This is a genomic window from Kitasatospora azatica KCTC 9699, from assembly GCF_000744785.1.
Taxonomy (GTDB): domain Bacteria; phylum Actinomycetota; class Actinomycetes; order Streptomycetales; family Streptomycetaceae; genus Kitasatospora; species Kitasatospora azatica.
Map to the genome: position 1 here is coordinate 4,113,915 of NZ_JQMO01000003.1, position 14,098 is coordinate 4,128,012.

Below are 14,098 nucleotides of genomic sequence, written 5' to 3' on the forward strand. Positions count from 1 at the left end.
AACCACGGGCGGCAAAATAATGCACAAGGTGCATTGCGGGGCTGTAGCTCAGTTGGTAGAGCGCTTGCATGGCATGCAAGAGGTCCGGGGTTCAATTCCCCGTAGCTCCACAGAATCCGAAGGGCCGCCTCCCACCAGGGAGGCGGCCCTTCGGCGTTGAGCGGCCCTTCCCTTCGGCGTTGACCGGGCGTCAGACGGCCGTCCTGGGTGCCCGGGGCGCCGAGATCAGCCGCGGCAGCGTCGCCGCCAGCACGGTGACCGCGCCCAGGGCCAGGAAGGCCGTCCCGTACGAGGCCCGCGCCGCCAGCTGGGCGACCAGCAGCGGCCCGGCGATCCCCGCCAGGCTCCAACCGATCAGCATCAGCCCGTACACCGCGCCGGCGTGCGCCAGGCCGAAGAACTCCGAGGCCACCGCGGGCATGGTGGCGAAGCCGCCGCCGAAGGACAGGCAGACCAGCGCCGCCAGCGGGAAGAACAGCGCGGGGGAGGTCACCTGGGAGAGCGCCATCAGGCAGAGCCCCTGCGAGGCGAGCATCATCACGAAGGCGTTCATCAGCCCGGTCCGCCCGGACAGCCAGCCCCAGAGCGGGCGGCCCACCGTGTTGAACACCCCGAGCGCGCCGGTCAGCGCCGCCGCCAGGGTCGGGCTCAGCCCGGTCAGGCTGCCGGCCGCCGGGGCCACCACCGAGAGCATGCTGATCCCGGCGGCGGTGTTGAAGAAGAGGATCAGGGTCAGCAGGTACCACTGCCGGGTGCGCAGGGCCTGGGCCGGCCGGTAGCCGCGGGGCGCGCCCTGGGTGGGCAGCGCCACCGGGCGCGGCGGGTCGCGGAAGAACGCGGCGCCGGTCAGCGTGGTGACCAGGAAGAGCCCGCCGAGCACCAGCAGCACCCGGGCCGGATTGGCCGCGAAGTGCGCCACCAGCAGCCGCATCAGCGGCGCGCTGAGCACCGAGCCGAGCCCGAAGCCGCCGGTGGCCACCCCCGCCGCCAGCGCCCGGTGTCCGGGGAACCAGCGCTGCAGCATGGTGGTCGGCACGATGTAGCCCAGGCCCAGGCCGACCCCGCTGACCACGCCGTAGCCGAGCAGCACCAGCCAGAAGTCGCCGCGGCCCTGCGCGCAGCCGGCGATCAGGAACCCGCCCGCGTAGAGCAGCCCGGCCAGTACGGCGATGCCGCGCGGGGGCCGCCGGCTCATCAGCAGGCCGCCGAGCACGGTGCCGAGGAAGACCAGCGCGTGCGCGGCGGCGAACGGCAGCCCGGCCTCGTCCCGGCCGAGCGCGAAGCTGCTGCCGGGTGCCTGCAGTCCGGCCGACAGGATGCTCCAGGAGTACACCGATCCGTAGGCCAGCTGGTTCAGTACGACGGCGGCGGCCACCAGGCCCCGGCGACGGCCGATCCGCCGCCGGCGACGGGCGACCGGTGGCGCCGCGGGTGCGGGGCCGGGACGGGAGAGCAGGGCTGTTGGACGCACGACGGTCACCGCTTCCGGAAAGTGGGGATTGCGGGCTGTCCTACGCTGAGTGACCACATCGGGTTACGTGGAACGTCGGTTACCGCGCCAGACCTGGTGAAACCGCTGGACCGTTCGGCCCTGTCGACTACCCGCAGTGACTTTGCCCTCAGGGGGCCCATGACCGGCGGCGGGCCGCTACCGTCGGGCCATGGCCGATCTCGCGCGAATCCGCAACGAAGAGCTCGCCCGGATACTGCATCAGCTCGCCTGGAGCCCGGAGCGGCTGGCTCGCGAGGTCAACCTGGTGCTGCCGCCGGGGCTGGCGATCAGTCAGACCGCCCCCTACAAGTGGCGCGACCGCGGCATGGTGCCACGTGCCCCGCACGACCAGGCGGTCTGCGAGGTGCTCAGCCGGGCGGTCGGGATCGCCGTCACCTACGAGCAGCTCTGGGGCCGGATGGGCAGCCACCGCGGCGCCAAGGTGCTCTCGGCCCGGCTGCTGACCGACCCGTGGACCGCCGACACCGCGCAGATCGCGCTGCGCGAGGCCGGGCTGCAGGTCGCGCCGGTGCGGTTGACCGACCTGTTCCGCGGCGACGAGCTGGCCAGGGCCGCCCAGCAGTGGTCGGCCCCGCCGCCGCCCGTCACCGGCGGCACGGGTGCGCTCCCGGTGACCGAGGAGCAGCTGACCGACCTGCGGCGCAGCTGCCTGGGCAAGCGCGGCCTGGCCCGGGCCTGCGGTGGCGGCCTGGTGCTGGAGCCGGCGCGGGCGGAGCTGGCGATGGTCGGCAAGCTGCTGGAACTCGGCGGGTACGCCGAGGAGGAGCGGCTGGGGCGCGAGCTGTACGGGGTGGCCGGGCGGCTGGCGCGGCTGGTCGGCTGGGCCGGCGCGGACCTCGGTCAGGAGGCCGCCGCCCAGCGGGCGTACGTCGCGGCGCTGCGGGCCGCCCATGTGGCGGGGGAGCCCAACCTGGCGGTGAGCGTGGTCGGCAGCCTGGCCGTCCAGCTCACCCACCACGGGGCCGGGCGCGGCATGGACCCGGCCGAGCTGCTGAGCACCGCGCTGAGCGCGGTCGGCGACGGGCTGAGCCCGCGCCAGCGGGCCCGTCAGCTGGGCCGGCTCGCCCTGGCGCACGGCCGCAACGGCCACCGGGCCGAGGCCGAGGCGGCCGCCGAGCAGGCCTTCGCCGCGCTGGCGGGGGAGGCCGAGCGGACCGAGCCCGCCGGCCCCGCGCAGGCCGAGCTGGCGGGCCTGGTCGGCGGCGCGTACCTGTTCCTGGACGACCACGAGCGGGCCCGCCCGCTGCTGATCGAGGCGGTCGAGGGCCTGACCGCCGCCCGGGCCCGGGCGCTGCTGCTGGTCCGGCTCGCCGACTCCTACCGTCGCACCGGTGACGCGGCCCGCGCCGCCGAGACCGCCGACCGGGCCCGTACGCTGGCCGCCGGCATGCAGTCCGGCCTGGTGGCCCGGGTGCTGCGCGAGTTCGACGCGGCCTCCCGCGCCGACGACTGAGACCGAAGCGTTACGCTTCCGGCGGCACAACGGACGCACCGAAAGGCTCACTCCACCTCATGAAGGTTCTGATTTCCGGCGGCGCCGGCTACATCGGCAGCACCGTCGCCTCGGCCTGCCTGGAGGCCGGCCGCACGCCCGTGATCCTGGACAACCTGGTGACGGGGCGTCGGGAGTTCACCGAGGGACGGGCCTTCTACGAGGGTGACATCGCCGACGGCGAGCTGGTGGACCGGATATTCGCCGAGCACCCGGAGATCGAGGCGGTGGTGCACTGCGCCGCGCTGATCGTGGTGCCCGAGTCGGTGGCCGACCCGGTCGGCTACTACCGGGCGAACGTCGCCAAGAGCCTGGACTTCGTCAGCCACCTGCTGCGCAACGGCTGCGAGAAGATGATCTTCTCCTCCTCGGCCTCGATCTACCGGGCCGGCGAGGACTTCAGCGTGGACGAGCAGTCCGGCCTCGACCCGCAGAGCCCGTACGCGCGCACCAAGGCCGTCTGCGAGGGCATGTTCGCCGACATCGCCGCCACCCAGCCGATCCGGGTCCTGTCGCTGCGCTACTTCAACCCGATCGGCGCCGACCCCGAGCTGCGCACCGGCCTGCAGCTGCGCTGGCCCAGCCACGCGCTCGGCAAGCTGATCGAGGCGCACGAGGAGGGGGTGCCGTTCACCATCACCGGTGTCGACTGGCCGACCCGGGACGGTTCGGGCATCCGCGACTACGTGCACGTCTGGGACCTGGCCACCGCGCACGTCGCCGCGCTGGCCCGGTTCGACCAGGCGCTGGACGGCAAGCGCTCCTCGGTGATCAACCTGGGCACCGGCACCGGCACCACCGTGCGCGAGCTGGTCGAGGCCTTCAACAGCGTGGTCAGCGAGCCGGTCCCGGTCACCGAGGCGGCGCTGCGCCCGGGTGACGTGGCCGGCGCCTACACCCGCAGCGACCGGGCCAAGCGCCTGCTCGACTGGGAGCCGAAGCACAGCATCGCCGACGGCATCCGCGACTCGCTGCGCTGGGCCGAGGTCCGCGACACCCGGCTGAGCTGACCGGCCGAATGCGGGGCGTGCGGCGGACAGTCGCCACGCCCCGCAGTCGCCTGCGGTACCCTGAGCCCATGCGAACCGTGCGCCTGCTCCTTAGCCGGCCGCGCTGACCAGCACCGGCCGAGCCCAGCGGGCATGCCGGAGTCAGCGTGGCGTCCCCTCCTGCGAGGGGCTTTTTTGTTTCCCGGACCAGTCGCCGACCGACTGCTCGTCGGGTCTCAGGCCCCTTGTCCGGCCGACCAGCTGACGATTCGCAACCTGACACGATGGAGCTTCGAAGGACCATGAGCGAGACGACCCCTGCTTCCGGCGCGGCCGAGTCCACCACCGAGCCGTTCCGCTACACAGCCTCCCTGGCCGCCGACATCGAGTCCCGCTGGCAGGACACCTGGGAGAAGGAGGGCACCTTCAACGCCCCCAACCCCGCCGGTCCGCTGGCCGACCCAAGCGCAGGTGCGGTCGCCGCCCGGCCGCACAGCTTCATCATGGACATGTTCCCCTACCCCTCCGGCGCCGGCCTGCACGTCGGCCACCCGCTGGGGTACATCGCCACCGACGTCTACGCCCGCTACCAGCGGATGACCGGCCACAACGTGCTGCACACGCTGGGCTACGACGCCTTCGGCCTGCCCGCCGAGCAGCACGCGGTGGCCACCGGCGTGCACCCGCGGGTCTCCACCGAGGCGGCCATCGCCAACATGCGCAGCCAGCTGCGCCGGCTGGGCCTGGGCCACGACTCCCGCCGGTCGATCTCCACCATCGACCCGGAGTACTACCGCTGGACCCAGTGGATCTTCCTGCAGATCTTCAACTCCTGGTACGACCCGGCCGCCAACGCCGCCCGCCCGATCGCCGAGCTGGTCGCCGGGTTCGCCGACGGCTCGCGCCCGACCCCCGACGGCCGCGCCTGGTCCGAGCTGTCCGGCCTGGAGCGGGACGAGGTGCTGGGCGAGTACCGGCTGGCGTACTCCAAGGAGGTGCCGGTCAACTGGTGCCCCGGCCTGGGCACCGTGCTGGCCAACGAGGAGGTCACCGCCGACGGCCGGTCCGAGCGCGGCAACTTCCCGGTCTTCAAGTCCAAGCTGCGCCAGTGGATGATGCGGATCACCGCCTACGGCGACCGCCTGATCAGCGACCTGGACCAGCTGGACTGGCCCGAGGCGATCAAGCTGCAGCAGCGCAACTGGATCGGCCGCTCCGAGGGCGCCCGGGTCGACTTCCCGGTGGCCGGCGGCGAGGCGATCACCGTCTTCACCACCCGCCCCGACACCCTGTTCGGTGCCACCTACATGGTGCTGGCGCCCGAGCACGAGCTGGTCGACTCGATCGTCCCGGCCGCCTGGCCGGCCGAGACCCACAACGACTGGAAGAACGGCGCGCACACCCCGGCCGAGGCGGTCGCCGCCTACCGTGCCGCCGCCGCCGCGAAGTCGGACGTCGAGCGCCAGATGGACGCCAAGGTCAAGACCGGCGTCTTCACCGGCGCCTACGCGACCAACCCGGTCACCGGAAAGCCGGTCCCGGTCTTCATCGCCGACTACGTGCTGATGGGCTACGGCACCGGCGCGATCATGGCCGTGCCGGCCCACGACCACCGCGACTTCGCCTTCGCCCGCGCCTTCAGCCTGCCGATGCTGTGCGTGGTCGAGCCCACCGACGGGCGCTCCAGCGACCCGCACGAGTGGGACGACGCCTTCGACACCTACGACTCGGTGATCGTCAACTCCGCCGACTCCGCCGACGGTGGAGTGTCGCTGGACGGCCTGCGGGTGACCGAGGCCAAGGCCGCGGTCACCGAGTGGCTGACCGGGCGCGGGATCGGCGAGGGCACCGTCAACTTCCGCCTGCGCGACTGGCTGTTCAGCCGCCAGCGGTACTGGGGCGAGCCGTTCCCGATCGTCTACGACGAGGACGGCGCGATGCACGCGCTGCCCGAGTCGATGCTGCCGGTCGAGGTCCCCCAGGTGGACGACTACTCGCCGCACACCTACGACCCGAACGACGCCGCCAGCACCCCGAAGACCCCGCTGTCGCGCAACGAGGCCTGGGTCAACGTCGAGCTGGACCTGGGCGACGGCGTCAAGCGCTACCGCCGCGAGACCAACACCATGCCCAACTGGGCCGGCTCCTGCTGGTACGAGCTGCGCTACGTCGACCCGGTCAACGCGTCGGCCGTGGTGGACCCGGCCAACGAGGCGTACTGGATGGGCCCGACCGAGCAGAAGCCGGCCGGCGGCGTCGACCTGTACGTCGGCGGCGCCGAACACGCCGTGCTGCACCTGCTGTACGCCCGGTTCTGGCACAAGGTGCTGCACGACCTGGGCCACGTCTCCTCGGTCGAGCCGTTCCACAAGCTGTTCAACCAGGGCATGATCACCGCCGACGTCTACCGCGACGACCGCGGCTTCCCGGTCCCCGCGGCCGAGATCGAGGAGCGCGACGGCGGCTACTTCTGGCAGGGCGAGGCGGTCACCCGCGAGGCCGGCAAGATGGGCAAGTCGCTGAAGAACGCGGTGGCCCCCGACACCATCTGCGAGGAGTACGGCGCCGACACGCTGCGCCTGTACGAGATGTCGATGGGCCCGCTGGACGTCTCCCGCCCCTGGGACCCGCGCGCCGTGGTCGGCTCCTACCGCTTCCTGCAGCGGCTGTGGCGCAACGTCGTCTCGGAGGAGACCGGCGAGCTGGTGGTGACCGAGGAGCCGGCCGACGAGCCGACCCTGCGGGCGCTGCACAAGGCGATCGACGGCATCCGCGGCGACATGGCCGGGCTGCGCTTCAACACCGCCGTGGCCAAGGCGATCGAGCTGAACAACTACCTGGTCAAGCGCGGTTCCACGCCGCGCGACGTGGCCGAGCAGCTGGTGCTGCTGGTCGCCCCGCTGGCCCCGCACATCGCCGAGGAGCTGTGGCGCCGACTGGGCCACGGCGACTCGCTGGCCTTCGCCGACTACCCGGTCGCGGACCCGGCGCTGGTGGTGGACGAGTCGGTGACCTGCGTGGTCCAGGTCAAGGGCAAGGTCAAGGCGCGCCTGGAGGTGCCGCCGACCATCTCCGACGCCGAGCTGGAGACGCTGGCGCTGGCCGACCCGGCGGTGGTCGCGGCGATCGCCGGTGCCCCGGTGCGCAAGGTGATCGCGCGGGCGCCGAAGCTGGTGAACATCGTCACCGGCTGATGCCGTCCGGTCTGTCGGCGACCCGGTTGCGTTCTGCAGCCGGGTCGCCGACTGTTTTGCGCCGACTGCTTTGCGCCGGCGTGCACCAACCGGCGTGCACCAGCCGGCGTGTACCAGCTGCGCCGCAGGGTGATCGGTCTCAGGGTCATCCCTGAGCAGGCCCTGATCCGACCCCTCGATTGCCCTTGACTGCCCGCTTGTTCGAGCGGGCGAGGGCTACGGTGGAAACGATACGGAGCCCGGGTTCGGTGAAAGGCGGCAAGCTGATGTTCGACGCAATCGGTGCACTCGGAGTCCTGCTGTCGCTGTTCGGGATCGCCGTCGTGACGATGCTGGTGGTGGGCGCCGTCAAGGCCACCCGTGCGGTGGCGGCCAAGGTCGAGCGGACCGAGGCGCAGGCCCGCCGGGCGGTGGAGAACGTCACGCTGAAGGCCAGGACCTTCACCAAGCCCGGACCGCAGGGCGAACTCGCCGCCGTCCGGCTCTCGCTGCGCAGCGCGCTGACCGGCACCCGCGAGGTGCTGGAGCGCGGTCTGCCCACCGACGGCCAGCTCGCCGACTCGCTCGCCCTGCTCACCCGGCTCGACGCGCACGCCGCCGAGCTGGACGGCGAGTTGCGGATGCTGGAGCGCGAGCCGGAGCCGTCCCGGGTCGCCGCCAAGCTGCCCGAGCTGCGTGAGCGGGCCGAGCGGATCACGCACTCCGCGGAGTCGCTGCGCTGGGCGGCACAGGACCGGATGCACCGGTTCGCGGAGGACGAGCTGAGCCGGCTGAGCGAGGAGTGCGAGAGCGAGGCGGGGGCGCTGCGGCACTGGGATTCGGCTGCGCCTTCTGGGGCTGGGGCTGCTGGGTCTGGGACTGCGGGGGCTGCTGGGATTTCGGGGACTGCTGGGGCTGCGGGTGCGGCGCGGGCGGGGTTGGCTTCGGGGGCGGGTCGAGTGAGTGCGGAGGAGCTGCTCGGGCTCGGGCTCGGCCGCTTCGCCGAGCGACTGCGCAAGCCGAGCCCGGGGTCCTCGGCCGGCTGAGGCTGCGGTCGCGGGGATCTGAGGCCGGGACCGGGTGGTCCGAGGCCAGGCCTCGGCGGTCTGAGGCCGGGCGGATGTGCCCTGTGACCTCGGGAGGAGTAACCTCCGGCTCATGCTCGCCCAGCTCGCCATCGTCACCGACTCCACGGCCTATCTGCCCCAGGATGCCGTCGACCGACACCGGATCTCCGTGGTGCCGCTGAGCGTGGTGGTCGGCGACGAGGTGCTGACCGACGGTATGGAGATCACCCCCAAGGACGTCGCCGAGGCGCTGCGCGCCAAGCAGCGGCTGACCACCTCCCGGCCCAACCCCGAGACCTTCGCCGCCGCCTACCGGGCCGCCGCCGAGGCGGGCGCGACCGGCGTGGTCTCGATCCACATCTCCGCCGAGCTCTCCGGTACCGGCGAGGCTGCCCGGCTGGCGGCGGCCGAGGTCGGGATCCCGGTGCGGGTGGTGGACAGCCGCCTGGTCGGGATGGCGCTCGGCTACCCCGTCCTGGCCGCCGTCGAGGCGCGCGACGCCGGGCTGGACCTGGACGAGGTCGCGGCGGCCGCCGAACGGCGGGCGGCGGTGACCCGCGGGTTCTTCTACGTGGACACCCTGGAGCACCTGCGCCGGGGCGGGCGGATCGGGACGGCTCGCGCGCTGCTCGGATCGGCGCTGGCGGTCAAGCCGCTGCTCCACCTGGACGGCGGGCGGATCGAGCCGCTGGAGAAGGTACGGACGGCCTCGCGGGCGATCGCGCGACTGGAGGAGATCGCGGTCGAGCAGGCGGGGGAGCAGGCGGTGGACATCACGGTGCATCACCTGGCCGCCGCGGACCGCGCGGAGCCCCTGGCGGAGCGGCTGCGGGAGCGGGTCCCCGGGCTGCGGGAGCTGTACGTGGGGGAGGTGGGGGCGGTGATCGGGGCACATGTGGGACCAGGGCTGCTGGCGGTGGTGGTGTCGCCGGTGTCCTCCTGACGCCGACTCAGGGGTCCACTCGGTTGTCCACAGGGGCCGGGTTGTCCACAGGTGGTGGGCTTCTCCTGTTGCGGGTTCGGGGCGCTGCGTACCTTCGGGTCCATGAACGGTCTGCACACGCTGCTTCCGCCCACGGCCCGGCGTCGCGCTTCGGCGGCGACGGTGCGGTCGCGGGCGTCGTCCCTGTTTCCGCCGGCGGCCGAGCCCGAGTCGGCCGAGCCCGAGTCGGCCGAGCCTGAGTCTTCGTCAGCTCCTGAACCCACCAGCCTCCCTGAGGACTGGCCCTACGGTTACGGGCCGCAGGTCAGGAGGCGTCGGCCCTCCCCGAGCCCGCAACCCACTCCTTCCCCGTCCCCGCTCCCGCCTCCACTCCCGTCCCCGTCCCTGCCGCCTCGCGCCGAGCCCGGGAGGCGCCGGCTCCGCCTTCCGCGTGCCCTCCACCCCTTCCTCTGGGCCGACCGCAAGGCCGTACTCGGTCTCGCCGTCCTGCTCGTCCTGGCTGTCGCCTACGGGATCCAGCACTTCTGGCTCGGGCGCCCGCAGCCGGTCGCCGTCCCGGTCGCCTCCGCCAGACCCGCGAGCCGAGCAGCCCCGTCGCCGGCACTCCTGCCGGATCGATCCCGCGCCGTCTCCGACGCCGCCGAATCCGTCCCGGAACCCGCCCCTGACCCCAGCCCCGCCCTGCCCCCGGTGGTGGTGGACGTCGCCGGCCGGGTCGCCCACCCCGGCCTGCTCACACTTCCCGCCGGGTCACGCGTCGCCGATGCCCTGCGAGCCGCCGGTGGCACCCAAGCCGGCGTCGACACCGACGGACTCAACCTCGCCCGGGTCCTGGTCGACGGCGAACAGGTCCTGGTCGGTGCCCCCGCCCCGCCGGCCGGCGGCTCGGCCGCGCCGACCCCGCGCGGTCCCGTGAGCATCAACCACGCGACCCTCGACCAGCTCGACGCGCTCCCCGGAATCGGACCCGTGCTGGCCCGCCACATCCTCGATTTCCGCACCCAGCACGGGCTGTTCCACTCGCTCGAGCAACTCCGGCAGATCTCCGGTATCGGCGACCGAAAGTACTCCGAGCTCAAGCCGCTGCTGACCCTCTGACCGTCCTGACCCCGCTGACCGTCCTGCTCCGCAGCCTTCCTGACCCCGCTGACCTCGCCCTCAGGCCCACGTATGCCGACGCCGCAGCCACACCGCGCCGATGCCACCCCTACCACCCCCGACCTGCGACTCCTGCTCCCCACCCTCGGCGCCTGGTGCACCACCGCCCTGCTCCTCGACCTCGCTCCCCGCCACACCCCAGTCGTCCTCCTCGCCGCCACGGCCGCCGCCCTCACCGCTGGTGCTCTCCTCCTCGCCAACCAGCGCCACTCCCGACACGGCCTCACCCTCCTCGCCGCCACCCTCCTCACCCTCGCAGCCGCGAGCACCTGCACGGTCCTCCACACCGCCGACCTCCACCGAGGCCCGCTCCCCGCCCTCGCCCACCCCGCCACCGACTCCGCTGGTGCGACCATCGTCACCGTCGACCTCACCATCACCGGCGATCCGCACACCCGCACCTCCCACTCCCGCGGCTCCAACCCGGGCCACCCCCTGCTCACCCTCGACGCCACCGCCGACCGGGTAACCGCCCCTGCCCGTACCGCGATCCGCACCCACACGCCGGTCACGGTCATCGTCCAGGAGCGCGACGTCCCGGCCTGGCAACCGATGCTCCCCTCCACCCGCGTCACGGCCCAGGTGCAGGTGCTACCCGCTCGCGCCGACAGCGCGGACACCGGTGCCGTCCTGCTCGCCCAGGGCGCACCACGCCAACTCGCCCCGCCCAGCTGGGCCCAGCGTCTCGCCGGGCGGCTGCGTGCGGGTCTCCGCCGGGCCTGCGCGGGGCTCTCGCCGGACGCCCGGGCGCTGCTGCCGGGCCTGGTCGTCGGGGACACCTCCGCCATGCCCGAAGACCTCGAGGAGGCCTTCCACGCCACCGACCTCGTCCACCTCACCGCAGTCAGCGGCGCGAACCTCTCGATCGTGCTGGCCGTCCTGCTCGGCGCCCCGGCGCTGGCCGGCTCGGCCGAACGCGGCGGGCTCGCCGCCCTCCTCGGCGTCCCGCTCCGGCTCGCCGCGCTCCTCGGCGCCGCCCTCACCCTGGCCTTTGTGACGCTCTGTCGGCCCGACCCGAGCGTGCTGCGCGCAGCCGCAACCGGCCTGCTCAGCCTCCTCGCCCTCGCATCCGGCCGACCTCGACACGCCTTCTCCGCGCTCGCGGCCGGGGTACTCGCTCTGTTGCTGCTCGACCCGTTCCTGGCCCGCTCCTACGGCTTCCTGCTCTCCGTCCTCGCCACCGCCGGTCTGCTCACCCTGGGCCGTCGCTGGTCGAAGGCACTGCGCGAGCGCGGCTGGCCGCACCACCTGGCCGACGCCCTGGCGGGTGCCGCAGCCGCGCAGGCACTCTGCACCCCGGCCACCGTGCTGCTCGCACCACGCGTCAGCCTGGTCGGCGTTCCCTGCAACCTGCTTGCCGAACTCGCGGTTGCCCCTGCGACGTTGCTCGGCTTCGCCACTCTCGCCGTGGCCCCGCTCTCGGCGTCGCTCGCCCGCTTCGTGGCCGGCCTGGCCGCACTGCCGACCGAGTGGCTCGCCAAGGTGGCCCGCTCCGGCGCCGCGCTACCGGGAGCCGAACTCGCCTGGACGCCAGGATGGTTGGGCAGCGTCATGCTGGCTGCGGGCATCCTCGCGGCCTGCTGCGCGGCTCCCCTTTTCCTAGCTGCGAAGCCATCTGACCTGACGGTTGATCAATTGCCGACATCCCGGCGCTCGCGGGCCCGCTTCGTCCTCGCGGCTCTGCTGGCCCTCACGCTCCTCCTGCTGCTCCTTCGCCCACCTGGCGTGGTCCGCATCGCCACCGGTTGGCCGCCTTTGGGTGCCAGGCTGGTCATGTGCTCCGTCGGCCAGGGCGACCTCCTCGCCCTGCCGGTGCCGAACGCCCCCGACACCGCAGTCGTGGTCGACGCCGGCCCGGACCCGGCCGCCGCAGACGCCTGCCTGCGAGACCTCGGCATCACCCGCGTCGCGCTGCTGCTCCTCACCCACTTCCACGCGGACCACATCGAGGGCGTCCCCGGTGTCCTGCGCCATCGCACCGTCGGCGCCATAGAGACCACCACCCTGAACTCCCCGCCCGGCGAGTCGGCCAAGGTCACCGGCTGGGCCGCCGCCGCCCACATCCCGCTGCTGCGCGCGGCTCCGCGAGAACACCGCACGGCAGCCCCGGACCTCTCCTGGGACGTCCTGTGGCCCGCCGGTCCGCTCGGACCCGACACCCCGGGCCCGAACAACGCCAGCCTCTCCCTGCTGGTCACCGCCGGCACCCTGCGCTTCGCGCTGCTCGGTGATCTCGAACCCCCGGCCCAGGCCGAACTGTTGGCCCATGGCCACCCCGGCCGGGTCGACGTGCTCAAGGTCGCCCACCACGGCTCCGCCAACCAGGACTGGACCCTCACCCAGGCCCTGCGCCCCCGCCTCGCGCTGATCTCGGTGGGAGCCGACAACTCCTACGGTCACCCGTCCCCCCGCACGGTCGACCACCTCCGCGCCCTCGGTACCACCGTCCTGCGCACCGACCAGTCCGGGGACATCGCCATCCTCGGCGACACCCCGGCCACCCTGCACGCCCTCACACGACGGGACTCGGAGGGTCGTTGACAACCCTGCCCACCGGTCGGTGGAACTCAGGCGTTGAGCTGCACGGTGAGCACCAGGATCGCGTTCAACTCCGGGTGATAGCGGTAGCGCAGGGTCAGCGGCCGGTGGTGGCGCTGCTTCGGGTTGAGCTCGATGACATAGTCCTCGCTCGTGGCCGTCTGGTCCGGGCTGGGCTCGCCGAGTCGGGGCGTCAGGCCCAGTTCCTTGCGGGTGGCCGTGATCGAGCCCCACTCGACGGACCGCACGGACTCCCACATGGTGACCTCGGCCGCGTCCGAGAGCGCAACGAAGACGGTGCCGGGCTCCCGCTCCGTCTTGTCCGACGCGAGCTTGGCGCGCAGCTGGGCCGCGGAATCCTCGGCGGAGAGCTCGCCGGCCGTGCTGGACCCGGGCTCGGCCGGCGAACCCCCGGTGATCCGGTCGAGCGCCTCGTCCACATCGACGGCGAACTCCTCGTCCACCCCTTCGCGCAGGGCCAGCAGCATCCGGACGGCCTCATCGGCGTACGCACCGCCGATGTCATGCAGGTGCTCGGCGCGGGCCAGCTCGTTCTCCCAGCCATCGTTGGCCAGGTCCTCGCCACGAACCACGGCCGCCGCCTCGTCGCGCAGTTCCGGATCGAGTTGGGCCAGGGCCACCGCGGCCATCCAACGCAGTTGGACCGCGCGAGCCGGAGCCGACTGGCCGAACTGCGGGTCGGCTATCGCGCCGCGCAGTGCGGCCACCGCCTCGCCCCGGTACTCGGGCCCGAGTGCGGCGATCGCCTCCGCGGCCCAGATCCGGTCCTCGTCGAAAGCCCCCGCCGCCCCCGCCGGCCCGCGCAGGCGCTCGGCCAGCGCGGCACGGTGCCGGCCCGCGTAGTCCGCCATCGACTCGGCGAGCTGCTCCGCGAGCGACAGGGGGAACTCGCGGCCGAGCACGGACCGCGTCGCGTGCTCCTGCTCCGCCTCGCCGGCCTGACCCAGGGCCCGTACCGCCGCCGTCAGTTCGGCCCAGGGTGTGGCCGCCTCGCGCACAGCCCGCTGCAGGGCGAGGATGCCACGGCCGGTGAGTCGATCCATTGCTGCTGCTCCTTCGCTTGCGTTCGCGCGCCGCAGTCTAGGAGCCGCCGCCGACAGCCCTGGGCGCAGTCAGGTACCTCCATGGCGGGGCCCCGACTGCGCGGATCCATCAGCACGTCCATCGGCCGGCTGGGCAGCCTCGATTCGGGCCCGCGGTTTGC

9 protein-coding genes and 1 tRNA gene are annotated in these 14,098 nt (G+C 73.2%); 8 read left to right on the top strand and 2 right to left on the bottom strand.

All coding sequences use genetic code 11. From position 1 onward, the window contains the following. The first annotated feature begins 37 nt into the window (after positions 1-37). Positions 38-110, top strand: a tRNA-Ala gene (locus tag BR98_RS28940). Between the two features lie 80 nt (positions 111-190). On the opposite strand, the gene BR98_RS28945 is transcribed toward BR98_RS28940, so the two are convergent. Beyond that, positions 191-1,471: an MFS transporter gene (locus tag BR98_RS28945; protein ID WP_198042302.1), complete on the bottom strand. Its 1,281-nt coding sequence runs from the start codon at positions 1,469-1,471 to the stop codon at positions 191-193. A 190-nt stretch (positions 1,472-1,661) separates the two neighbouring features. On the opposite strand from BR98_RS28945, the gene BR98_RS28950 reads away from it, so the two are divergent. The 7 genes from BR98_RS28950 (at position 1,662) to BR98_RS28980 (ending at position 12,876) form a co-directional block, all read left to right on the top strand. Continuing rightward, entirely contained in the window at positions 1,662-2,966 is a 1,305-nt protein-coding gene (locus BR98_RS28950) for a hypothetical protein (protein WP_035849246.1), read from the top strand. 59 nt (positions 2,967-3,025) lie between these two features. Next, on the top strand, positions 3,026-4,015 hold the full coding sequence (gene galE / locus BR98_RS28955; RefSeq protein ID WP_035849249.1) for a UDP-glucose 4-epimerase GalE: 990 nt from the start codon (positions 3,026-3,028) through the stop codon (positions 4,013-4,015). A 281-nt stretch (positions 4,016-4,296) separates the two neighbouring features. Then, on the top strand, positions 4,297-7,188 hold the full coding sequence (leuS, locus tag BR98_RS28960) for a leucine--tRNA ligase (protein ID WP_035849251.1): 2,892 nt from the start codon (positions 4,297-4,299) through the stop codon (positions 7,186-7,188). A gap of 266 nt (positions 7,189-7,454) precedes the next feature. Further along, positions 7,455-8,213, top strand: a complete 759-nt coding sequence (locus BR98_RS28965) for a hypothetical protein (protein ID WP_035849253.1) — start codon at positions 7,455-7,457, stop codon at positions 8,211-8,213. Positions 8,214-8,325: 112 nt separating this feature from the next. Beyond that, positions 8,326-9,177 carry a DegV family protein gene (locus BR98_RS28970; RefSeq protein ID WP_035849255.1) on the top strand — a complete coding sequence of 284 codons (852 nt, stop codon included), beginning with the start codon at positions 8,326-8,328 and terminating at the stop codon, positions 9,175-9,177. 690 nt (positions 9,178-9,867) lie between these two features. Further along, entirely contained in the window at positions 9,868-10,275 is a 408-nt protein-coding gene (locus tag BR98_RS41630) for a ComEA family DNA-binding protein (RefSeq protein WP_232247657.1), read from the top strand. A 72-nt stretch (positions 10,276-10,347) separates the two neighbouring features. After that, positions 10,348-12,876 (top strand): ComEC/Rec2 family competence protein, encoded by a 2,529-nt coding sequence (locus tag BR98_RS28980; RefSeq protein WP_035849257.1) that lies wholly within the window; start codon positions 10,348-10,350, stop codon positions 12,874-12,876. A gap of 26 nt (positions 12,877-12,902) precedes the next feature. Here the strand turns inward: BR98_RS28980 and BR98_RS28985 are convergent, their stop codons facing one another. After that, entirely contained in the window at positions 12,903-13,937 is a 1,035-nt protein-coding gene (locus BR98_RS28985) for a hypothetical protein (RefSeq protein ID WP_035849259.1), read from the bottom strand. Between the last annotated feature and the right edge of the window lie 161 nt (positions 13,938-14,098).